The sequence below is a fragment of the Azoarcus sp. DD4 genome (genome assembly GCF_006496635.1).
Lineage (GTDB): Bacteria > Pseudomonadota > Gammaproteobacteria > Burkholderiales > Rhodocyclaceae > Azoarcus.
In genome coordinates, this window is the sequence record NZ_CP022958.1 from 4,346,776 (window position 1) to 4,368,741 (window position 21,966).

18 protein-coding genes are annotated in these 21,966 nt (G+C 63.7%); 8 read left to right on the plus strand and 10 right to left on the minus strand.

The window, feature by feature from the left end:
• Positions 1–7: 7 nt before the first annotated feature.
• The 8 genes from CJ010_RS20050 to CJ010_RS20085 all read left to right on the plus strand — a co-directional run bounded on the left by CJ010_RS20050 (position 8) and on the right by CJ010_RS20085 (position 10,043).
• On the plus strand, positions 8–406 hold the full coding sequence (locus CJ010_RS20050; RefSeq protein ID WP_141019690.1) for a GtrA family protein: 399 nt from the start codon (positions 8–10) through the stop codon (positions 404–406).
• A gap of 9 nt (positions 407–415) precedes the next feature.
• Positions 416–1,354, plus strand: coding sequence for a glycosyltransferase family 2 protein (locus CJ010_RS20055; protein ID WP_141019691.1), 939 nt, complete (start codon positions 416–418; stop codon positions 1,352–1,354).
• Entirely contained in the window at positions 1,351–2,964 is a 1,614-nt protein-coding gene (locus CJ010_RS20060; protein WP_141019692.1) for a glycosyltransferase family 39 protein, read from the plus strand. The genes CJ010_RS20055 and CJ010_RS20060 overlap by 4 nt, the downstream gene beginning before the upstream one ends.
• Before the next feature lie 93 nt (positions 2,965–3,057).
• Positions 3,058–4,935, plus strand: coding sequence for an asparagine synthetase B (locus CJ010_RS20065; RefSeq protein WP_371415673.1), 1,878 nt, complete (start codon positions 3,058–3,060; stop codon positions 4,933–4,935).
• Positions 4,936–4,978: 43 nt separating this feature from the next.
• Positions 4,979–6,229 carry a pyridoxal-dependent decarboxylase, exosortase A system-associated gene (locus CJ010_RS20070; protein WP_141019693.1) on the plus strand — a complete coding sequence of 417 codons (1,251 nt, stop codon included), beginning with the start codon at positions 4,979–4,981 and terminating at the stop codon, positions 6,227–6,229.
• Between the two features lie 72 nt (positions 6,230–6,301).
• Positions 6,302–7,831 (plus strand): lipopolysaccharide biosynthesis protein, encoded by a 1,530-nt coding sequence (locus CJ010_RS20075; RefSeq protein WP_141019694.1) that lies wholly within the window; start codon positions 6,302–6,304, stop codon positions 7,829–7,831.
• 9 nt (positions 7,832–7,840) lie between these two features.
• Positions 7,841–9,034, plus strand: a complete 1,194-nt coding sequence (locus CJ010_RS20080; RefSeq protein WP_141019695.1) for a glycosyltransferase family 4 protein — start codon at positions 7,841–7,843, stop codon at positions 9,032–9,034.
• Positions 9,003–10,043 carry a polysaccharide pyruvyl transferase family protein gene (locus CJ010_RS20085; RefSeq protein ID WP_141019696.1) on the plus strand — a complete coding sequence of 347 codons (1,041 nt, stop codon included), beginning with the start codon at positions 9,003–9,005 and terminating at the stop codon, positions 10,041–10,043. The genes CJ010_RS20080 and CJ010_RS20085 overlap by 32 nt, the downstream gene beginning before the upstream one ends.
• 38 nt (positions 10,044–10,081) lie before the next feature.
• Here the strand turns inward: CJ010_RS20085 and CJ010_RS20090 are convergent, their stop codons facing one another.
• From CJ010_RS20090 to CJ010_RS20135, 10 genes are all read right to left on the minus strand, one after another.
• Entirely contained in the window at positions 10,082–10,789 is a 708-nt protein-coding gene (locus CJ010_RS20090; RefSeq protein WP_141019697.1) for a class I SAM-dependent methyltransferase, read from the minus strand.
• 166 nt (positions 10,790–10,955) lie between these two features.
• Positions 10,956–11,939 carry a glycosyltransferase family 2 protein gene (locus CJ010_RS20095; RefSeq protein WP_141019698.1) on the minus strand — a complete coding sequence of 328 codons (984 nt, stop codon included), beginning with the start codon at positions 11,937–11,939 and terminating at the stop codon, positions 10,956–10,958.
• The gene (locus CJ010_RS20100; RefSeq protein WP_141019699.1) at positions 11,936–12,901 is read right to left on the minus strand and encodes a glycosyltransferase; all 966 of its coding nucleotides are present in this window, start codon (positions 12,899–12,901) and stop codon (positions 11,936–11,938) included. The genes CJ010_RS20095 and CJ010_RS20100 overlap by 4 nt, the downstream gene beginning before the upstream one ends.
• 80 nt (positions 12,902–12,981) lie before the next feature.
• On the minus strand, positions 12,982–13,956 hold the full coding sequence (locus CJ010_RS20105; protein ID WP_141019700.1) for a polysaccharide deacetylase family protein: 975 nt from the start codon (positions 13,954–13,956) through the stop codon (positions 12,982–12,984).
• Between the two features lie 4 nt (positions 13,957–13,960).
• Positions 13,961–15,304 (minus strand): putative O-glycosylation ligase, exosortase A system-associated, encoded by a 1,344-nt coding sequence (locus CJ010_RS20110; protein ID WP_141019701.1) that lies wholly within the window; start codon positions 15,302–15,304, stop codon positions 13,961–13,963.
• An 8-nt stretch (positions 15,305–15,312) separates the two neighbouring features.
• Entirely contained in the window at positions 15,313–16,671 is a 1,359-nt protein-coding gene (locus CJ010_RS20115; protein ID WP_141019702.1) for a phenylacetate--CoA ligase family protein, read from the minus strand.
• A gap of 14 nt (positions 16,672–16,685) precedes the next feature.
• Positions 16,686–17,789, minus strand: coding sequence for a glycosyltransferase family 4 protein (locus CJ010_RS20120; RefSeq protein ID WP_141019703.1), 1,104 nt, complete (start codon positions 17,787–17,789; stop codon positions 16,686–16,688).
• Entirely contained in the window at positions 17,786–18,991 is a 1,206-nt protein-coding gene (locus CJ010_RS20125; RefSeq protein WP_141019704.1) for a TIGR04063 family PEP-CTERM/XrtA system glycosyltransferase, read from the minus strand. Before CJ010_RS20125 ends, CJ010_RS20120 begins: the two co-directional genes overlap by 4 nt.
• A gap of 4 nt (positions 18,992–18,995) precedes the next feature.
• Positions 18,996–19,997 (minus strand): hypothetical protein, encoded by a 1,002-nt coding sequence (locus CJ010_RS20130; RefSeq protein WP_141019705.1) that lies wholly within the window; start codon positions 19,995–19,997, stop codon positions 18,996–18,998.
• Positions 19,998–20,013: 16 nt separating this feature from the next.
• Positions 20,014–21,951 (minus strand): XrtA/PEP-CTERM system amidotransferase, encoded by a 1,938-nt coding sequence (locus tag CJ010_RS20135; protein WP_141019706.1) that lies wholly within the window; start codon positions 21,949–21,951, stop codon positions 20,014–20,016.
• Between the last annotated feature and the right edge of the window lie 15 nt (positions 21,952–21,966).

Consider the following 21,966-nt stretch of genomic DNA (forward strand, 5'->3'; position numbering starts at 1 on the left):
GCGCGCAATGATGTCGCCCCCCCGCCTTCCTCAGCTCCTGCGTTTCCTGGTCGTCGGTTCACTCAACACCGGCGCCTCGTACGGCGCCTACGTACTTCTGCTCGCCCTCGGCCTTCATTTCAGTGTTGCCAGTCTCGGCGCCCTGATCTTCGGCATCCTCCTGTCGTTCACCACCCAGGGGCGATTCGTCTTCGGCAACAACGGCATCGGCCGTTTTCCGCGCTTCGTCGCAGTCTGGGCACTGCTCTACTTCGCCAACATTGCGCTGATAGGCGCGTTCGCGGGCATGGGCATCAACGCCTATCTCGGCGGTGCGCTGGCGCTGGTGCCGATCACCGCGCTGTCCTTCCTGCTGCAGCGCCATTTCGTCTTCTCACCCACGCCACCCGCCCGTCACTGCGACTGAGGACTCGACATGCCGCCGCGCCTAGGGGTCGTCATCCCGTGCTACAACGAAGAAGCCGTCCTGCCGGAAACCCGCAGGCATCTGGCAGCCCTGCTCGACAGGCTCGTCGCTGACGAGCACATCGCGGCGGACAGCCGCGTCTATTTCGTCGATGACGGCAGCCGTGACGCAACCTGGCGCTTGATCGAGCAGTTCAGCACCGAGGACAAACGCTTCGGCGGTATCAAGCTGTCGCGCAACTGCGGACATCAACGCGCCCTCCTCGCCGGTCTGCTCACGGCTGAAGGCGATCTGCTGGTGTCACTGGACGCCGACCTGCAGGACGACCCGACAGCCGTGATCCAGATGCTGGCGGCCTGGCGCGAAGGGCACGAGATCGTCTTCGGCGTCCGCGACCAGCGTGACACCGATACCGCCTTCAAACGCCTGACGGCCCAGGGCTTCTATCGCGTGATGTCGCGGATGGGCGTCGATCTGGTCTACGACCACGCCGACTACCGCCTGATGACGCGCCGTGCCGTCGAGTGCCTGCGCGAGTACGGCGAGGTCAACCTCTTCCTGCGCGGCATCATCCCGCAGATCGGCTTTCGCACCACCACCGTCCGCTACGTGCGGCACGAGCGCTTTGCCGGCGAATCCAAGTACCCCCTGCGCAAGATGCTTGCGCTCGCCATCGACGGCATCACCTCGTTCAGCGTCGTGCCTCTGCGGTTGATTTCGATGCTGGGGCTGGCGACCTGCGGCCTCAGCCTGGCAATGGTCGCGTGGATCTTCTATGGTCACCTGGTCCTCGACTCCACCGTCCCCGGCTGGGCCTCGACCGTGGTGCCGACCTATTTCCTCGGCGGCGTGCAACTGCTGTCCATCGGCATCCTCGGCGAATACATCGCCAAGATCTACCTCGAAACCAAGCAGCGCCCCCGGTATTTCGTCGAGAGAGTGTTATGACCACACTTGCCATGCGCAGCCTCAACCCGCCCATCGCGGCGCGGTCGTGGGTCTATCTGGTTCTATTGCTGCTCGCCGCGACTGTCTGGCGCATCGTCCTGTTCAACGGACCGCTGGGCTCGGACGAGGTGCTATACGTCGCCAGAGCGCTGGATGTCGCGACCGGAACCTGGAGTCCGGCCAACTACAACGGTGCCCTTCGGTATGGATTCAACATCCCAGCGGGAGTCATGGTTTGGTTGTTCGGGATCAGCGAGTTCTCCGCCAACCTGTGGCCGCTGACCTGCTCGGTGATCGAGCTCGCTGCTGTATGGTGGTTCTGCCGGTCTCGCTTCGACGACGGAACCGCCTTGATGGCCACGCTCATGGTTGCGCTGGCTCCCCTCCATGTCGCCGCGGCCACCCGTCTTCACGCCGACGCCGTCGCGAGCGCCTTCCTGACCCTGTCCTTCGTCCTTTTTTTCGAGTCCGAAGACCGCAAGAGCCGAAAGCTGGCCTTTCTTGCCGGACTGGCCATGGGCATGGTGTTCTGGACCAAAGAGCTGTTGTCCCTTGCGCTGTTTGCCTTCCTGCCGTGGCCGCTGGTGGTGCGAGAACTCCGCACCCGCTGGCTGTGGGTGATTGCCGGCGGCCTGGTGATGCTGTTCGGCCACTTTCTGCTGATGCAGATCCTCAACGGTGACCCGCTGCACCTGTTCCGCACCGTACTCGGCCAGATCCAGCGCAGCTTCATTGGCGGCAGCGTGGGGGAAGACGGCGCGTTCTACTACTTCCGCTACCTGTTCGCGGATGTCCGCCACACTGCCCTGCTGGCGCCACTTGCGGCGCTCGGCCTGGTGCTGGGCATACGACGCAACAAGGAGCCCGCCGAGCGTAACGGCCTGCGGCAGGCTGCCTTCTGGACAATCTCGCTGATCTCGCTGCTCTCCTTCTTCCCCGTCTCGCTTTCACCGCTGCGGCTGGCGATGAAGCAGTCGAACTACCTCGTCCTGTTCGTTGCGCCCCTGGCAATACTTGCGGCCTACGGCCTGTCGCTCGCCGCCCCCCGGCTCCGTCAGCTGCTTTGGGCAGGCATGCTGGCCCTGTCCCTTCCCCTTGCCATGCTGGAACAGCAGAGCTACCAGGTATTCGTTTCCAACAGCCGCGCCGCTGTCGAATTTGCACGTACCCACCCGGCCGACCAGCTGCTCGGCGCCAGCAACAATGCGCAACTGGCCTACTTCGAAGACATGACCCGGCGAGAGCCTGGCCTGGGTTTGCGGGTTCGTCAGTTGCCCGACGATACCGACAAGCCACTCCCCATGCCCGCCCCCGGCGGCCGCCTGATCGTCGTCGAAGACCGCGAAACCATCGGCCACGCCAACGACGACCACAGGCTTGCGCACATCCCCTCCTGCTGGCATGAACTCGGCCCGCTCGCCCCTCGCGGCCTGGGCTTTTCTGCCGAGTTGGCAGACGGACTGGCACGTGGCTTCAGCGCGATACCGGCTATCGGCCATCGGCTGGCTACCCCCTTCGCCCGGCTCGCCGCACCTCAGCCGGCCCGGCTGTGGCAGCTGCCCACCGACGATCCATGGTGCCGCAACACGGCATCCGCCACCACAAGATGAACGCAGCGCCAGCATCGCTCCCGACCGACACCCGCGCCGCACGACGGCACGGCGTAGATTTCCGGCTTGAAACGCCCTAGCGCCTGAACGAGCATGAACGCACGAACCCGCTGCAACCACGCCCCCGGGGCACAGACCATGGAGAGCGCATTGGCCGCACAGTTTCTCGGTGCATTCGCCGCGTCCGCCACGACGGACCAAGTGGAGGCCTCTCCCGGCGCGCCGCGGCAGGGCCTGGATTTCCAGGTCTTTCCCGGCGGCTTTCTGGCCCACACCTCGGACGTCAGTCTTGTTCACAACGGCGACATGCGCTGCCTCGCCCAGGGCGAGCCCCGCTTCGATGATCCCGCGCTGGCGGCGATCGCACGCGAGCAGGGCAGCGCCGTCGCATGGCTGGAAGCCTTCCGGCGTCACGGCCTCGACGCTCCCGCAGCAGTCAAGGGGCGCTTTGCCGTAGTCGTCCTCGACGAAGCACGACGCGAAGCCTGGATGGCCAGCGATCGCTTCGGCACCTGGCCGATCTGCCACGCCGAGCAAGACGGCCTCCTGTGTTTCGCCGACCGTGCCGATTCGGTGCCGCTGGTCGACAAGCGCATTTCCGCGCAGGCCATCTACGAATACCTCTACTTCCACGTCATCCCTGCACCGGCCACCATCTACGACGGCATCCACCGGCTCGAAGCAGGGCATGTGCTGCACTGGCGACAGGGCAAGACCGAATGTCGCCCCTACTGGCGGGCGCGCTTCGGCGAACACCGCGCCGCCGATCTCGAAGACAGCAAGCAGGCCTTCCGCGAACTCGTTCGTGCAGCGGTCGAACGCGAATCCGCCGGCCATTCTGTCGGCGCCTTCCTCTCCGGCGGCACCGACAGCTCCACCGTATCGGGCATGCTGTGCAAGGTTCTCGGCCAGCCCGCGCGCACCTATTCGATCGGCTTCGACGCCAACGGCTATGACGAAATGGCCTATGCCCGTATCGCCGCCAGGCATTACGGCACCGAACACCACGAGTACTACGTCACCCCCGACGACTTGCTGGAAGGCATTCCGCACGTCGCCACCGCCTACGACCAGCCCTTCGGCAACTCCTCGGCCGTGCCGGCCTGGATCTGCGCCAGCCGCGCACGCCAGGACGGCGTCGACAAGATGCTTGCCGGCGATGGTGGCGACGAACTCTTCGGTGGCAACACGCGCTATGCCAAACAACGGATCTTCGGCCATTACCTCAACGTGCCCGGCCTGCTGCGCAAGGGTTTGCTCGAACCCGTCCTGTCCCTGCCCGGAATGGACCGCATCCCGCTGCTGCGCAAGGGCGTGAGCTATGTGGAGCAGGCCCGCGTCCCGATGCCCGACCGCATCCAGATGTACAACATGCTGCAGCGGCTGGGCCTGCAGAACGTGTTCACGCCGGACTTCCTTGCCGGCATCGACAGTACCCGGCCCATAAGCCTCCAACGCGGCACCTGGCATGCCGCCGAAGCCGAAACGCAGATCAACCGCATGCTCGCCTTCGACTGGAAATACACCCTGGCGGACAACGACCTGCCCAAGGTGATCGGCACTACGCGCCTGGCCGGCGTGGATGTCGGCTTTCCCTTGCTGTCGGACGAACTGCTGGCGTTTTCACTCGATCTGCCGCCGGAATGGAAACTCAAGGGGCTGAGCCTGCGCTGGTTCTTCAAGGAAGCCCTGCGTGGTTTCCTGCCCGACGAGATCATCGCCAAGAAGAAGCACGGCTTCGGGCTGCCCTTCGGCGTCTGGGCATGCCAGCACGCCGGCCTCAAGGCACTCGCCGCCGATGCGCTCGGCAGTTTCAAGACGCGCGGCATCGTCCGCCCGCACTTCATCGACGAACTGCTCGACACCCACCTTCCCGCCCACCCCGGCTACTACGGCGAGATGGTGTGGATCATGATGATGATGGAGTTCTGGATGCGCCAGCACACCGGCGCCCAACTCCCCGACTTCTGACCTCACCGCAGCCCTGTACAGGCAAGAACCCAGAGATATCCGCATGACCGCTCCCCGCCCGACCGCTGCCAGTCCCACCCACGCCCCGCTGGAGCAGTTTCCGATAGAAAACGGCGAACTGATCATCGGTGGCATACCGCTCAGCCGGCTTGCCGTGCGCGCTGGCCGCACGCCGTTCTACGCTTACGAGCGCAAGGCGCTTGCCGCTCGCGTCGCCAGCCTGCGCGCAGCGCTTCCGCCCGGGGTAAAGCTGCACTACGCCATGAAGGCCAATCCGATGCCCGCGCTGGTTGCCCACATGGTGGGCCTGGTCGACGGCATCGACGTAGCCTCCGCCGGCGAACTCAAGATCGCCCTCGACGCCGGCGTCGATCCGCTGGAGACCAGCTTTGCCGGCCCGGGCAAGACCGACGAAGAACTCCGTCAGGCGGTTGCGGCAGGCATCCTGATCAACATCGAATCCTTCCGCGAAGTCGACATCCTCGCCCGCGTATCCCAAGCGCTGGGCGTCCCGGCGAGGGTTGCAGTCCGGGTCAATCCGGATTTCGAACTCAAGAGTTCGGGCATGAAGATGGGAGGCGGTCCCAAGCAGTTCGGCGTCGATGCGGAAGCGGTACCCGACCTGCTCGCCGACATCGGCCGTGCCGGCCTGGCCTTTGAAGGCTTCCACCTTTTTGCCGGATCGCAGAACCTCAAAGCAGAGGCCATCGTGGAAGCGCAGCGCAAGAGCTTCGAACTCGCCCTGCGCCTCGCCGGCTACGCCCCGGGACCAGTCAAATTCCTGAACCTCGGCGGCGGTTTCGGCATTCCCTACTTTCCCGGCGAACAGCGCCTGGACCTTGCCCCCATCGGCGACAACCTTGCGGCCATCGTCGCCGAAGCAGCCGAAAGGCTGCCGGGCGCCGAGATCGTCATCGAACTCGGCCGCTACCTCGTCGGCGAGGCCGGCATCTATGTCTGCCGCGTGATCGACAAGAAGGTTTCACGCGGCCACACCTACCTCGTCACCGATGGCGGTCTGCATCACCACCTCTCCGCCTCGGGCAACTTCGGCCAGGTCATCCGCAAGAACTACCCCGTCGCTATCGGTAACCGCATGGCAGACGCGCCTGGCGAGCCCTGCTCGGTGGTCGGCCCGCTATGCACCCCGCTCGATCTGCTCGCCGACCGCATGCCGCTGCCGGCAGCCGAACCGGGCGATCTCGTCGTCGTCTTCCAATCCGGTGCCTATGGCGCCAGCGCCAGCCCGCAAGCCTTCCTGGGTCACCCGGCGGTCAGCGAGTTGCTGGTATGAGTTTCATTGGAGGGCTGCCGCCGCAATTGAGCGCTACGCGGACAGCCATCGCGCCCCTCGCATCGACCATCCATGTCCAGTAATCACCTTTCGGGCACACACCGAAACGCGGCGCGACATATCGTCGTTCGCAGCGCCTTCGTACTCAACAAGGGGAATCTCGGAGGACGTGTTGTCAGCGGTGCCGGATTCACACTGCTCGGCATCGTACTGCGGACCTTGTTGACCATCGGCTCGATGTCGATTCTCGCCCGTCTGCTTACGCCAGCGGATTTCGGCTACATCGCTATGGCCGCGGTCGTAACCGAGTTTGCCGGTTTGCTGAATAGCTTCGGCTTGGCCAATATCCTCATCCAGCGTCGGGTCGTTTCCCGAGTGCAACTGGACACCGTATTCTGGGCTTCGCTCCTTATCGGTGGAGTCATCACGCTGCTCGTATTCGGGATCTCTTTTGCCAGTGGCTGGCTGTTTGCCGACGAGGTCACCGGCGACCTGCTTCGCGTCTTGTGCCTGACTTTTCTCTTTGGCAGTCTGGCTACTGTTCATGAAGCGCTGATATCTCGTCTGATGCGGTTCCGGATCGAATTCTGGATACAGATCTGCACCATCGTCATCCGCAGCATTGTCGCGATCATCCTCGCATACCAGGGTTTCGGCGTGTGGAGTCTGGTAGCGGGCGCGATCACTGGCTCGATCGTAGGCCCCGTGCTCCTGCTGATCGCGGTGCCCTACCTGCCCCGCTTCCGCTTCCACTTGCGGTACCTGATCTCCAGCTGGAAGGCCAGCGGCAGCTACATGGGCAACACCGTGATCTACTACGTTTCCATGAACGTGGATATCTTCCTGATCGGTCGCCAGCTGGGCGCACAGGCTCTCGGTTACTACCAGAATGCGCGCTCGCTCAGTGATGACGTGCGTGGCCGTATCGCCATGCCGTTGCAGCGCGTTCTATTTCCCGCGCTTTCGGCCCTCCAGGATGATCAGGCCCGTCTCCAGCAGTCCGTCCTGCGTTGCGCCCGGCTGCTGGCAGCAATCATCTGTCCGATAGGGTTTGGCCTGGCCGCAATATCCTCTGATCTCGTACCCGTGCTCTATGGCGATCAATGGCTCGCGATGATTCCGATACTCTCGATGCTCGGCGTCAGTGCCGCCCTGAGGGGATCCACTGCAATCGCCTCGTCACTGTTCAACTCCCAGAACAAGGTTGGCCTGGGATTTCGCTATAACCTCGCCGGCATGATACTTCTGGTCGTTTCGGTGCTCTTGACCCTGCCCCACGGGCTCACAAGCGTGGCAGCGGTAATCTCGGCCAATGCGCTATTCTCGGTCCTTACCCTTCGAGTATCGTTCGGACTGATCGCTCTGGGCACAGGTGACATCATCAATGTGCTGCTGCGGCCAATACTGGCTTCGTGCGCCATGTGGGGCTGCATCCTGCTCCTCCAGCAGAACCTTGCCTCCAGCCCGCTACATGTATCGCTGAAGCTATTGCTCGATATTGCGTTCGGAGCTCTTGTTTATAGCCTTTTTCTGCATCTGCTTTCGCGCCAATACCTTGCAGAATTCCGTGAACTATCCAGAAGACTGCTTAGAGCACACTGAGACCATCCAATGAAGATTGCGCTGCTCTGCTCCGGACTCGGCAACATCAACCGTGGGCATGAAACCTTCGCGCGGGATCTTTTTGAACTGCTTAAGGACACGGTTGACATCACCCTCCTGAAAGGTGGTGGCGATACCACCCCACGAGAGTTGGTGATCGAAAACATTCCGCGAAACGCTGCAACTCTACGGCACATACATCTCCCGGTTTCGCCCAAATGGATGACTGCGGCCCAGGAACAAGAGCGCCTCCGCATCGAGACTGCGACATTTGCCCACAGTGCTCTTCGTCCCTTGCTCGAAGGAGGTTTTGACGTCATTCACTGCCTTGAACAAGAAGTCTGCAATCAACTTTACGCATTCCGTCATCTTTTCGAAAATACGCCGAAATTCCTGTTTTCGAATGGCGGTGCAATACCCAGCGCCGATCTCCCCGCATGCGATTTCGTGCAGGAACACACCGAATACAACCTGAAGAAAAACACCAGTGGCAAGGCCTTTTACCTTCCGCACGGCGTTGATACAACGCGTTTCCACCCCGGCATACACAGCGACTTTCGAAGGCGACACGCTATTCCAGAAGACGCATTCGTGGTAATCAGCGTCGGAACCATTTGTTACTGGCACAAGCGCATGGACTACGTGATCCGCGAGGTCGCGGCGATCGAAAGGGCTTACCTGATCATCGCCGGTCAGGAATGTGCCGATACTGATGCTATCCGTGCGCTGGGTCACCAGTTGATGGGGCAGCGGATTATCTTCGCCAACCTGCCCCATGAAGAACTGCCGCAAGCTTATGCCGCAGCGAACGCCTTCACCCTGGGATCGCTGTTCGAAACCTTCGGTATTGTGTACATCGAAGCGATGGCGATGGGACTGCCGGTGTTCTGCACCAATCATCCGAATCAGCGCAACATCGTCGGTAACGGAATATTCATCGACATGACCGTACCCGGCGCGCTGACAAGCGCGTTGAAGAACGTCGGAGAAAGCGAACGCTCCGAACTGGGCAGGCTGGGGATGCGCCGAGTAGCCGATATCTACGACATGGCACGGCTGCGCGAACGCTATGTCGAACATTACAAACGCATGGCGCGATCGACTGTCAACCTGCCCCGACACACTCTCGGTAGGAAGATGCTCGACAACGCTCGCAACATCGCTCGGAAGCTTGCTCGCCAGACACGACAATCCTTCCTTTGACTCAATTCACCCCAACAATGATCGTCGTTTCTGGAACGCCGATGTGCGCTCCAGACCGATGCTTGCAGACACATCGCCAGACAAGACCACCGAGCAGATGAAGCTATATTACTATCAGGACCCCAGGGGCAACTTCGGCGACGATCTCAACCAATGGCTTTGGCCCAAGTTGATTCCCCACTTGCTCGACGATGAAGAGAACGAACTTTTTGTCGGAATCGGCACGCTGCTGAATGAGAAACTGCCCGTTACCCCGACGAAACATGTTTTCGGGAGTGGAGTCGGCTACGGCGTCGCCCCGGCGCTCACCGACCGCTTCAATGTTCACGCCGTCCGCGGACCACTGAGTGCAAAAGCATTGAACTTGCCGGCGGACAAGGCAATCACCGATGCCGCAGTGCTGATCCGGATGTTCAAACCTGCGGCAACACCCAAGAAGCACGCGGTCGGGCTGGTACCGGCGGGGCACAGTCTTGATCAATTTGGCTGGGAGCAGGTCTGCGAAACAGCCGGCATCGCGTTTATCAGTTGCCACTGGAACGTCGACCGCTTCCTGGCAGCGCTCATGGATTGCGAACTTGTGCTGTGCGAGGCAATGCACGGCGCCATCGTGGCTGACGCGCTCCGCATCCCGTGGATTCCAGTTTCGCTATATGGCGAGACGCTGGGGTTCAAATGGGATGACTGGCTCTCGACGCTGAACCTCAGCTACAAACCACTGAGAATTCCTCCACTTCATAGCGACGATCAGCTCTCGCTGTATGAAAGGCTGAAGGTCAGCACCAAACGCACGCTCCGCAGCGCGGGCGTCTACGCCTCCACATGGTCGCCACCGCCACCGGCCCCGAGTACGCGGAAGGAAATCGACAAGGCGCTCGACGAACTGCACCGAATCTCGCGCACCGCTCCTTACCTCAGTGACGAGCATCTTCTGGACAAGCACATGGAGCGCTACCTCCGTTTGCTCGAACGGCTGAAACCCTCGGAGAGATACAGCGCCACGGGTTAAGCGCACGGAGGCCGGCAATGCAGATGTTCGTCCGGCTTTCACAGCTTCGCACGCAGCACGTAGCCGAAACTCAGCAGTGGAAACATACGCTCGACGATGCGAATGCAGCGCTCGACGAAGACCACGAAGGCCCGGCGCACTCCTGTACTGTTGAGGATCATTTCTGTCGCATAGAATCGATACGGGATGATCTCCCACTCCTGAAAACCCGCCCGCAAGCACAACGTATTCAGGATCTTGAACGTGAAGTTATGGAGATGATCGGGGTGTTGGACCTCACGCCCGATGATCCCCAGTAGCGTGTTCGCGAAGCACACCCCGTTGGGTGTAGAAACGATCAGTTCGCGACCGGGGAGTGCTTCCCGCATGTTCTTGAAGAAAGTGAGCGGGCTTTCGATGTGCTCGATGAATTCGCCCGCAACAACGATTTCGTAGGGCTCCTTCTGCAATATATCGGGGGAGATATCGACACCGTCGCCCTGATAGATCACCGCGTTTTCTCCGGTACGAATACCGCCGGGAGGAACCAATGCCGAACTATCGACGCCCACCACACGCCGGGCCTGGCCACTCAATCGCCCATGCAGCCAGTGGCCGGTGTCCCTCTTCTCAAGTGCAGTCTCGTCGAAACAACCGACGTCCAGCACAACCTTTCCGCGGCATGAATCTGAAATATACGCAAGCCTATCGACAGGCCGTCGTACGTTGAGCTTTTCAAGGCTTTCGTACTTGATGTCATTGCGCATCTGAACTCTCCGGAGTGCAAACTTGTTCCGATAGATCGAACTGCCGCATCGCGATCAACTGCGTGCTGGCGCGACATCCTCCAGGACAGCGATCGTCCGCAGGCTGCGTCGGATCTGCTGGACGGCAGCAGCCCCGGAGCTTGCCGGTTTGCGACCCCCTGAACATTCAGGTGCGACGAATCCTCAACATGATCGCGACGAGAAAGATTACCGCCTTGAGCTTGAGTGGGTCATGCCGAAGCGTTGCCCTGAAGGCCTTGGCGGCCAAACCCGATGATCCGGCAAAAAAATGCCCTACCCCATAGTCGAAAGCGAGTTTTCCAAGCCGTTTCGCCGCATCGCGTCCTGATATCGACTGCCCGTCGGGGGAAGCCAGCCCCCATCGCGCAATCGCCTCGCTCACCACCCGGTATTCGTAGTTCTCGGGCTTGGGCTTGGCAAGCTTGGTCAGGCTGCCGGCTACCTCGCGATAATATGAATAGACCGCTGCAAGCTTGTGAATCTCATATTTGCGCGACACCCGCAGCCAGTAGTTGTAGTCCTCGCCATTGACCAGTTCGGTCTCGAAGTAGCCGATCTCTTCGACCACTTCACGTCGCAGCATCACGGTGGACGTATGAACGATGCAGTCGAGCAGGAGCCGCGGGTAGATCCAGCCCGAACAGGTCAGGTCGAGGCCTGGTGGCTGCGCAGCGGCACGTTCGGGAGCGGCGTAATGCCCATCCCGCTCCGGCCGCCATACCAACCACTCGTGAAACACCAGGCCAACTTCGGGATGCTGTCTCAGATGCTCGACCTGCGCGGCAAGCTTGCCGGGAAACCAGCCGTCGTCGGCATCGAGCAGGCAGATCAGGTCGCCGCGCGCTTCACGCAGACCGGTATTGCGCGCCGCCGCCGCACCGGCATTCTGCTGGCGGATGATGCGCACGCCCGGCACTTCGCGTTCTACCAAGGCAACGGTCTGATCCTGCGAGCCGTCGTCGACGAGCAGGATCTCGAGCGGTTCATAGTGCTGATCAAGGACGCTGCGCAACGCCTCCAGCACGAAGCGTTCGGCGTTGTAGGCGGGAATGACGACCGAGACGAGGGGCTGTTGAGACAGCGGCATGTGCTTCGCCACGCTGGCCGTCTCAGGCTTGCTGTTGCTCACCGGCCACGTGCCTCCAGCGCCGGGAAAGCGCCGACGAGCCCCAGCTTCAACAGGGCCGCGAGGTTCGCGCGGCGCAGGCCGAAGCGCAGCGAGTGCAGGTGCAGGCGCATGGCCTCCTGCAGGCGCCTGTGCTTGCGGCAACGGTAGGCCCAGTTGAACAGCACCTCGGCGATCTTGACTTTGATCAGGCGGACCTGCCGCGCATCCAGAGCAGGATAGGCAAGCATGATCTCGTAGGCCGCGATCTGGCTCGGCGCGTGTTCCGCCGCCGAACCGTCGGCCTCGAACGAGATGTTCTCGTCGTGCAAGGTGTAGCGGATCTGCGGGCGATGCAGGCAGGCGAAGCCGTGCGACCGCGACAGGCGCACCCAGTATTCGTAATCCTCGGCAATCCTCAGGGTTTCGTTCATCAATTGCTGCTGCACGACACCGGCGCGCAACACGACGGTCGACAGGTTGAAGTAGCAACCGTACTGCAACAGATGGTTGAAGTAGTCTGGGGCAAACACCGTCATCTGCGCATCGACGTGGCGGGTCGGCGCCAGTCCCAGCTTACGGTCGAAGTTCGGCCCCATGTAGTCGACCGGCTTGCCGTTCTGCTCGTACTCGGCCCGACCGAAGAGCACATCGACCCCGGGGTGGGCAGCGAAGGCCCGGGCGCACTCCGACAGATGGCCGGACAGGAAACAGTCGTCGGAGTCGAGCAAGGCAATGAAGTCACCGCTCGCCACCTGCAGGCCGGTATTGCGTGCACCGGCCGGCCCCTTGCTGCGCGTGTTGCGCAAGACGCGTATGCGCGGATCGGTGAAGCCGGCGGCGAGCCAGTCCAGCGTCCCGTCGGTGGAGCCGTCGTCGACAACGATCACCTCGACGCTGACGTCCTCCTGGCTGAGCGCCGACGCGATCGCCTGACCTAGCTGCTGCCGGCGGTTATAGGTGGGGATGATTACCGAGAACTGCATGCTGGCTTACCGGGTTACGACGGAGCGCGGGAGAGTTGTGGCACGAAATGCCGGAGCGGGCGCCACGCTTGTGGAACGGCTCATGCCGCCTCCCCGCCGAGCGCGACATCCGGTCGGCGCAGGTTGGCCAGCATGCGCAGGCCGTAACGCCAGGCACTGCGGTCCCAGGGGCTGAAGCGCGGCAGCTGGTAGGGGTCGGAGGTACGAGTGCAAGCGCCCGGATTGGTCGACACCGCGGCATCGAACCCGAGCGTGCGCGCGATGCGGACATGCGCCGCACCGTAATCGGCACCGAGCTTGCCGTTAGGGTAAGCGAACAAGCCGATGCGCTCGCCGAGCAAGCCCTGCAGGAAGTCCCTGCTGTCGGCCATTTCCCGCGTTGCGGTGGTGTCGTCGAGGGTGGCGAGAATGGGGTGTGTCACCGTGTGGGCGCCTATGCTCATCCCCTGATCACGCAGATCGCGCACCTGGCCACTGGTGAGCATCAGGTCGTCCGGCAGGACAGCTCCGCAGGCCGCTGCCACCTGGGCCACGGCATCGGCCCGCTGCTCAGCCGGCTTGTGCTTGATGGCGGGGATCAACTTGCCCAGCGCCGCGCGTTTTTCTTCCACGGTGCCGAGCGGCAGTTCATCCAGTCCGAGCAAGCGCGCATCGAGTATCGAGTGGGCAGCGCCCCGCACCGACTCGATGATGGTGTCGTTCCACATGCGGCCACCGTCCAGAAAACCGGTGGCAATGAAGAAGCTGGCCTGCAGGCGGTAGCGGCGCAGGATGGGCACGGCATGCAGGAGGTTGTCCGCATAGCCGTCGTCGAAGGTGATCGCTGCCGCGCGCGGCGGCAGGTCGCCACGGCCGAGGCGATCGACGGCCTCGGACAGGGGCAGCACGTTGAACCAGTCTGCGACCCATTGCATGAGTTCATCGAAGCGGGTGATGTCGACCTCCCCCGGGAACAGCGGGTCCGGCCGGGGCAGCACCCGGTGAAAGATCAGGATGGACAGGCGCCCCCGCGGACCGGAGGGCGAGGCCAGATTGAAGGCCGTCTTGAGCAACATCGACTCAATGCCCTCCTGCCGCCGGCTGCCGGGCAGGCCCTGCCCCGATCTCGGGCCGCTTGCGGCGCAAGCCCGCATATTCGAGGAAGGACATCTTCGGTTCGCGCTCCCAGCCCCGCGTCTCCACCCAGTGCTTTGCGAGCACCACCATCACCATCATGTTGTAGGGCAGATCGAAATAGGCAAGGCTCAGGAAGGCGCCACCGGCGGCGAAACCGACAAGACCGACCTGCACCATCCCGCCGAGATCCGCCGCCCACTTCGCCTGGGGAATCGATCTGGCGTGAATTCTCAGCCAGCCGGCGTAACGGTAGGTTGCGATCCAGATCGCCACATACAGGACGAGCCCGACGAAGCCGTGGTTGCCGAGAATCTGGAAATAAATGCTGTGCGCCGCTGTGATGTTCTGGTTGTACACGCCATACAGCGAGAAGAAGTACTGGTACTGGTAGCTCATCCCGCCGCCGAAGAAGTTGTGCAGGGCGACCTGGAAGGCGACGTGCCAGGCATTGATCCGGCCCATTGCCGAGCCGTCCTGCTCATACTCGGAGATGGTGTTCATCCGGGCCCACCACTCCTCCGGCATCATCGGCAGCATGGCCAGCATCACGAAGGCGATCAGCACGCCCATCGGCCCCTTGCGCGGGCTGCGCCACCAGAACATCGCCCCCATCGCGATCATGGCGAGGAAGCCACCGCGCGAATGGCTTCCCAGTGCGGAGGCCACGCAAAGCAGCATGGCAATACTGATAAGGTGACGGACACCGGCGCGCTTCACCTGCAACTGGAGGAAGTGCAGCAGCGGAATGGTGATGATGAGCGCCAGGGCGAACTCATTGTTGTCCTCGATGAAGGACCCCTCCGGGCCCCATACCCGATAGCTGCCCCCGTGTGCAATTGTGAAGACACCGCCCTTCGCGCCGAGGATTGCCAGCGACCCGGCCGTAACCCATCCAAAAGCCATGATGTGGATCTTGTTGTGCAAGAGCGCCAATGCCACGAAGGTCATCAGGAAGACCTTGATGACCTTGTTCCATTGCCAATAATCATCAACCGGATCCACGCCCAGCAGCCACGAAATCGTCATCCAGACAGTAAACACCGCGAAGAAGCGCACCGGCGTGCCGTGGAACGGGGACTGTTTCTCAGCGGTCATCAACAGACCGGCCAGTGTCGCGCCGGCAGCAATCGCCGCCAACGGCGCATCGTGGGCGAATCCCCAGGTATATCGATGCGGGCTCATGACGCTGAGCCAGGTCCACAGCATCACGCCTATCCATGGCCGCTTGAGCGCCATCGCCGCAGAAACGAGCACCACCCCGGCTACGAAGACGTCACGGAAATCCATGCTGCGCCTCAGACCGGCGCCACGTGGCTGACCACGTAGCGGAACTTGCCGGATCGCTCGGCGGGAATCGAGTCGTTGAATTCGACGACGACCTCGACCTCCTCGCCCAGTCGCTTGCGAAAGCCCGCAACGATGGTCCCCACCATGTCCGGTGATTTCACGCCACCTTCGGTGACGAGGTGGACACGTGTGCACGCACGTGATTCCTGCACGATCTTGAATGCCCGTACGCCCACGAGATCGCGCACCACGTAGATCAGGGACAGGCCATGCATCACCGTCCCGTCGGCGGCGACCACGAAATCGGTACTGCGCCCCTGGATCTCCTTCAGCAGGGGCAAGCCCCGCCCGCAGGCGCAGAGCGCCTCGCCGAGTACGCCGACGTCGCCCGTGCGGTAGCGGATGAAGGGATAGTCGCGGGTGGCGAGATGGGTAACGACAATCTCGCCGGCCTGCCCCGCAGGCAGCACCCTGCCCGCCTCGTCGATGATCTCGACGACGATGTCCTCGGCAGTGACGTGCATGCCGCCGGACGGGCATTCGTGAGCGATGAAGCCGGCGTCACGCCCGCCATAGCCATTCGCGACCGGACAGCCGAACAGCCGGCGGATGGTTTCGCGCTGATGGTCGTAGAGGCGCTCGGACGTCACGAACACCACCTTGATGCCGAGATCGTCCAGGCGAATGCCGCGCCGCTCGGCACGCAGGGCGATGTGACTGATCGCCGAAGGGTAACCGAACAGCATGCGCGGACGCCGGGCGCGGATACGGGCGATGAAGCCATCCACCTTGTCGTCCGACATCTCGAATGCGGGCAGCAGTTCGGTGCGCATCAGCCGGTCGCGGATCAGGCGCATGCGGTCCTGGGTGCCGAGTTCGATCGGCGAGCCCCACACGACGATTTCGGGATCGCCGATGTCGACGTCCCACCAACGTGTCGCACGCCACTTCGCGGCGACGTCGTGGGTCACGCGTTCGGTGCCGATGAAGAAGATCAAGGGTTCGCCGCTGGAGCCGCCGGTGTTGAAACGCGCCAGCCCCTGTGCTCCATCGGCACGCAGCGCGTCGCTTTGGGCGCGTATGTCCGCCTTGGTGAGGAAGGGCAGGCGCTGAAGGTCGGCACTGCACGTCACTTGTGCCGGATCGAAGCCGGCACGCGCGAAAAGTTCACGGTAGTAGGGCACGCGCACGCCGACATCCCGCAACAGCGCCTGCAGACGCTCCAACTGCAGCGCGTCGATGCGCTCGCGCGGCCACCATTGCGACAGCTCCATGTCACGCCGGACACGGACGGTGTCATGGTGCTTGAAGCGCTCCTGCAGCGGGAAGAGCGCACCTGAAACGAAACGGGTATACAGATCGGACATGTTGCCGTCCTTGGTCAGACCGGATCGGGCGCCGGCCGCACGGGCCCGAGCGCATCTTCGTAGGCAGCCAGCAACTCGGCTTTCACCACTTCCCACCGATAGCGCCGAACCTCGGCGAGGCCGGCCACACGCAGCTGATGAGCCAACGCGCGGTCGGTCAGCACCCGCAGGGCCGCCGCCGCCATCGCCTCGGCGTCGTCTGGCGGCACGAGCATCGCGGTACGCTCATGCTCGACGATGTAGGGCACGCCACCGACCCGGGTGCTGACCACCGGCACGCCGCTCGCCAGCGATTCCAGCACCGAGTTGGGCATGTTGTCCACATGGCTGGGATTGATACTGAGATCGGCATCGCGGTAGAGCGCGGCCATCTGGTCGCGGTCGAGCCGACCGGTGAAGCGCACCTGGTCGGCGATGCCGAGCTGCCCGGCCAGTTGCATCAGCGCCGGTGCAAGCGGGCCGGAGCCTGCCACCGAAAGACGAGCGCCGGGTAGCGCCTGGGCAATCCGGGCAAAGGCGCGCAAGGCAAGGTCGATGCCGTAGATCGGTTCGAGATTGCGCGCAACGACAAGGTGAGGAGCGTCGTTCCCGCGCTCGGGGGCGGGCTGGAAGCGTGCGAGGTCCACGATGTTGGGCACCACCCGCCCCGCCATGCCGTGACGCGAGAAGACCTCCAGCAGGAAGCCGGACGGCAGCAGCAGGCCGGCAGTCCTGCGCATCGTCGCCCGCACCGCGCCGCCAGCGCGCTGCAGAAAGGCATCGGCTTCGCCACCGCGATAATTCACCACCACCGGCTTGCCACGCAGAACAGCGACCCACACCGCCGGCGCGGCGAACAGATGCCAGGACCAGCCGGAGTTCGCCATCACGTGCACCAGATCCGCTGTGCCGCAGCGCCGCCACAAGGTCGCGAGGTAGGGTAGCAGGCGAAAGACAGCGCGCACCCCCTTGAGGCCGCCCACCCATACCGGCCGGTAAGGCGCATTGACCTGAACGATGTCGACCGACGCCCCCTCACCCCGCAGCAGTTCTGCCAACTGGCGCGTCTGGTTCGCCATCCCGCCCGCGGGCGGCGGCAGGGGCCCGACCAGTGCGATGTGCAGGTCTGCCCAGTTCATGCGGCGACCCGCCCGGTCAGGGAGCGATAGACCTGCGCGTAATTCGCCACGCTGTTGCGCCAGTTGCGTACGTCCTCGACGAACTCGCGCCCCGCCGCACGCAACCGTGGCCATTGTTCGCGGTCGGCGAGCATGTCGCTCACCGCGCCGGCCAGTGCCTCGGCGCTGCCGGCGGCAAACAGCCGGCCGGTCTCGCCATCGCGTATCAGCTCCTTGTGCCCGCCGACATCGGACGCCACGAACAGACGGCCCTGAGCCATCGCTTCCAGCGGTTTGAGCGGCGTGACCAGTTCGGTCAGCCGCATCGAGTGACGCGGATAGACCAGCAGATCGATGAGGTCGTAGTAACGCGACACCTCGCCATGCGGCACCCGCCCGGTGAAGACGATCTTGTCGGCGATGCCGAGACGGTCCGCCTGGGCGCGCAGGTTTGCCTCCTGCGGTCCGCCACCGACCAGCAGGATGCGCAAGGCCGGCTGGCGTGCCACCATCGCCGGGAAGGCGTCGAGCAGGAGATCCAGGCCTTCGTAGGCATAGAAAGAGCCGACGAATCCCAGCACCGTGGCCGACGCCAGGCCGAGCTTCGCCTTGAGGTCCGCATCGGCCTCACCCGAGAGCTGGAAATTGTCGACATCGACCGCGTTCGGGATCACCGTAACCTTGGCGGCATCGATTCCGCGGCCGACGATGTCGCGCCGCAAGCCCTCGCAGATCGTGAATACATGGTCGGCACGCCGGAACGCCCAGGTTTCCAGCGCCCGCGTCAGGCGATAGCGCAGGCTGCCCTCGCGCGTGGTGCCATGGTCGACCGCAGCGTCTTCCCAGAACGCCCGCACCTCGTAGACAGCCGGAATGCCCAGGCGCTGCGCCGCACGGATCGCCGGCACCGCGTTGAGCACCGGCGAATGCGCATGCAGGATGTCCGGCCGCAACTCCTCGGCCAGCTCGGCGATGCGCCGCTGCAGATCGGACATCAGGCGCACTTCGCCGAGCAACGGCGGGTTGGAAGCCCGCGCAGGCGTCCGGTAGAAGCGCAAGCCATCGACATCCTCGACCTGAGCGCCGACCTTGCCCTGCTTCGGCGAGGTAAGGTGAAAGGTCTCCCAGCCGAGCGCGCGCTGCTCGCGCAGGATCGCCGCGGTGCGAAAGGTGTAGCCGCTGTGCAGGGGAATGGAATGATCGAGGATGTGGAGGATGCGCATGGACTTATCGACTCGGCGCGGGCGCCAGTGCCCCCGCGTGAAGGTTGTCGCCGGTGCTCGGCGTGCGCCCGGACTGCCACAGCAGCTTCGCTGGCAGGTCTGCCGACGACCAGTCGCGCGGCCGGCGCAAGCGGCGCAGGGCGTGATCGAGCAGCGGGCTCCAGCGCAGGACCTGCCCAGCCTCTGCGGGGCAGGCTTCGACCCAGGCGTCCACCATCTGCGCGGCGGTCCTGGACAGAGCGGACGGTTTGAGCTTTGCTACGCAAAGCTGATAACGGAAGGCCAGGTTCTCCAGCGTTCCCTGACGCTGGCGCAGCAGACGCCGGCCCTGCGTCACCAGATCGGCAGCCCGCCACCAACGCAAGGGATCGAATTGCCAGGTCGCATCCGGCAGAACCTTGATCCGGCGCGGATCCCATGTGTCGGAATCCGGGGCAAGCCGGAACAGGAGTGCGGCGCCCAGCAGCGGATCGGTGCGGTATAGCCCCAGCGGCAGCCGGAAACCCTCGCAGCGCACCAGGTCCATGGCCGTTCGGCCCAGAGCGTACAGATTGCCGTGGATGCCGCCGCCGCTCACCATCTCGCGCCGCAGCCTGGCGGCCGAGTGCCCGACCGTCGGCACGCCGGTGACTGCCAGCGCTTCCGGCGCCTCGGCCAGCCCTCGATGGAGGATGCCAAGCGCGCCGCGCGCCACCCGGACGTAGCCGTCGATGAAGACGGTGCATGCGGCATCGGGCCAGAGCTCGTGGACGTAGGTGTTCCAGGCGTGCGACTTGTCACCGAGCGGCAGGAACCAGAGACGTACCAACGCCCCCGGATCGCCCATGGCGCCCTTGTCCAGCCGCGCATTGCAGGCCTCGGCAAGCTCGCGGTTGCCATTCACCACCACATCCAGCACACCGTCGCGCAGCGCCGGATCCGCTGCGGCGGCAGCCATCGCGCCGAGCAGGGTGTCGGGCGACTCGCGCGAGCTGAGGATGACGGCGGCGACCTGCGGCGGGTTCATGAACGGCTCCGATGTGTCAGGCGGCGACACCCGCCGCTACCGGCGATGCACTCGCGCCCTGCTGGACGCCGGCCTGGCGCAGGAAGGCCTCGAACATCAGCACCGTCCACAAGGGCGCGCTGTAGTCGCGCGCGCCCGACTGATGGGCATCGACCAGGTGCTGGAGGTAATCACGGTTGAAGATGCCCGTCGCCGCCAGCGTGTCCCCTAGTACGGCCTCGCGCACGCGCGCCTTCAGGGGGCCGCGGAACCAGCGTGCGAGTGGCACCGCGAAACCCATCTTCGGCCGGTAGAGCACGTCGTTCGGCAGCATCGGCTCCAGCGCCTTCTTGAACAGGTATTTGCCCTCGTTGCCCTTGACCTTGAGCGAGGACGGCAGCGTCGCGAGCCACTCGACCAGTTCGTGGTCCATCAGCGGTTCGCGCACTTCCAGCGAATGCGCCATGCTCGCGCGATCGACCTTGGTATTGATGTCGCCCACCAGGTAGGTCTTGAGGTCGAGGTACTGGATCAGCGCCAGCGGATCGTCCGTTTCGGCGAGCGCGGCATGGCGCCGGAAAACCTCGATGGCGTTGTAGCCGCCGAGTTCGGCGCGGAAGCTGTTGGAGAACAACTGGCGGCGCATGTCGTCGCGCAGGATGGAGACGGAGTGGAAATAGGCCTGTACCGAATCCCGTGCCAGCGCCTGGAAGGTCGTCTTGGCGCGAAATACGCGTGGCGCCCAGTCCGCTTTCGGATACACCCTGCCGAGCAGCCCGAACAACGGACGACGCACACCGTGGGGCATCGCACCACGCATGCGCTCCTCCATCAGGTGCATGCGGTAGCGGCGGTAACCGCCGAAGCTCTCGTCGCCACCGTCGCCCGACAGCGCCACCGTCACCTTCTTGCGGGCCAGCTGGCAGACACGGTAGGTGGGGATGGCCGAGCTGTCGGCATAGGGCTCGTCGTACAGCGCAGCCAGGGTGTCGATGAGGTCGAAGTCGTCCGACTTCACCGTTTCGACGTAATGATTGGTGCGGTAGCGGTCCGCCACCATCTGGGCAAAGGCGGATTCGTTGAACGCGGGATCATCGAAGGCGATCGAGCAGGTGTTCACCGGATCGGACGACAAGCCCGCCATGGTCGCGACCACCGCGCTGGAGTCCACGCCACCGGACAGGAAGGCGCCGAGCGGCACTTCGGCGATCATCCGCAGCCGGACGGATTCGCGCAGGCGTTCGGTCAGCTGGAGGCTCGCCTCGCCCAACGACAGCGGATTGTCGAGCGTAAAGCGGACATCCCAGTAGGTACGCGGCGCCGGCACCGGTTCGCCACGTCGCACGCACAGGGTTTCGGCCGGTGCGAGCTTGCGTGCGCCGGCAAAAATGGTGCGCGGTTCGGCAACGTAGCCAAGCGCGAAATACTCCTCGACCGCCAGCGGGTCGATGCGCCGGTCCAGGCCGGGGTGCTGCATCAGCACCTTGAGCTCGGACCCGAAGATCAGGGTGCCGTCCGGCAGCAGCGCATAGTGCAGCGGCTTGACGCCGAGCCGGTCGCGGGCGAGGAAGAGCGTCTGCCGGTTGCGATCCCACAGGCCGAAGGCAAACATCCCGCGAAAGCGCTGTACGCAGCTCTCGCCCCAGGCCTCCCAGGCGTGGACGATGACCTCGGTGTCGCTGCGCGTATGGAACACGTGGCCGAGCGCTTCGAGTTCGGGCACGAGCTCCTGGTAGTTGTAGATCTCGCCGTTGAACACCACCGCGACGGAGCCGTCCTCGTTGAACAACGGCTGCTGCCCGGTGGAGAGGTCGATGATGGACAGGCGCCGGTGCGCGAGCGCGACCCCCGCCTCGAAGTGAATGTCGCCCTCATCCGGTCCGCGATGGAACTGGATGTCGTTCATGCGGCGAACCAGTTCACGGTCGAAATCGCGCTTGCCACGCGTATCGAAAAGACCGGCAATGCCGCACATGCCCTACCCCCTTCT

What these genes read in the sequence shown, in the direction of transcription:
- CJ010_RS20050 (WP_141019690.1), top strand. Translation starts at nt 8, where the DNA reads ATGATGTCGCCCCCCCGCCTTCCTCAGCTCCTGCGTTTCCTGGTCGTC.
- CJ010_RS20055 (WP_141019691.1), top strand. Translation starts at nt 416, where the DNA reads ATGCCGCCGCGCCTAGGGGTCGTCATCCCGTGCTACAACGAAGAAGCC.
- CJ010_RS20060 (WP_141019692.1), top strand. Translation starts at nt 1,351, where the DNA reads ATGACCACACTTGCCATGCGCAGCCTCAACCCGCCCATCGCGGCGCGG.
- CJ010_RS20065 (WP_371415673.1), top strand. Translation starts at nt 3,058, where the DNA reads ATGAACGCACGAACCCGCTGCAACCACGCCCCCGGGGCACAGACCATG.
- CJ010_RS20070 (WP_141019693.1), top strand. Translation starts at nt 4,979, where the DNA reads ATGACCGCTCCCCGCCCGACCGCTGCCAGTCCCACCCACGCCCCGCTG.
- CJ010_RS20075 (WP_141019694.1), top strand. Translation starts at nt 6,302, where the DNA reads ATGTCCAGTAATCACCTTTCGGGCACACACCGAAACGCGGCGCGACAT.
- CJ010_RS20080 (WP_141019695.1), top strand. Translation starts at nt 7,841, where the DNA reads ATGAAGATTGCGCTGCTCTGCTCCGGACTCGGCAACATCAACCGTGGG.
- CJ010_RS20090 (WP_141019697.1), bottom strand. Translation starts at nt 10,789, where the DNA reads ATGCGCAATGACATCAAGTACGAAAGCCTTGAAAAGCTCAACGTACGA.
- CJ010_RS20100 (WP_141019699.1), bottom strand. Translation starts at nt 12,901, where the DNA reads ATGCAGTTCTCGGTAATCATCCCCACCTATAACCGCCGGCAGCAGCTA.
- CJ010_RS20105 (WP_141019700.1), bottom strand. Translation starts at nt 13,956, where the DNA reads ATGTTGCTCAAGACGGCCTTCAATCTGGCCTCGCCCTCCGGTCCGCGG.
- CJ010_RS20110 (WP_141019701.1), bottom strand. Translation starts at nt 15,304, where the DNA reads ATGGATTTCCGTGACGTCTTCGTAGCCGGGGTGGTGCTCGTTTCTGCG.
- CJ010_RS20115 (WP_141019702.1), bottom strand. Translation starts at nt 16,671, where the DNA reads ATGTCCGATCTGTATACCCGTTTCGTTTCAGGTGCGCTCTTCCCGCTG.
- CJ010_RS20120 (WP_141019703.1), bottom strand. Translation starts at nt 17,789, where the DNA reads ATGAACTGGGCAGACCTGCACATCGCACTGGTCGGGCCCCTGCCGCCG.
- CJ010_RS20125 (WP_141019704.1), bottom strand. Translation starts at nt 18,991, where the DNA reads ATGCGCATCCTCCACATCCTCGATCATTCCATTCCCCTGCACAGCGGC.
- CJ010_RS20130 (WP_141019705.1), bottom strand. Translation starts at nt 19,997, where the DNA reads ATGAACCCGCCGCAGGTCGCCGCCGTCATCCTCAGCTCGCGCGAGTCG.
- CJ010_RS20135 (WP_141019706.1), bottom strand. Translation starts at nt 21,951, where the DNA reads ATGTGCGGCATTGCCGGTCTTTTCGATACGCGTGGCAAGCGCGATTTC.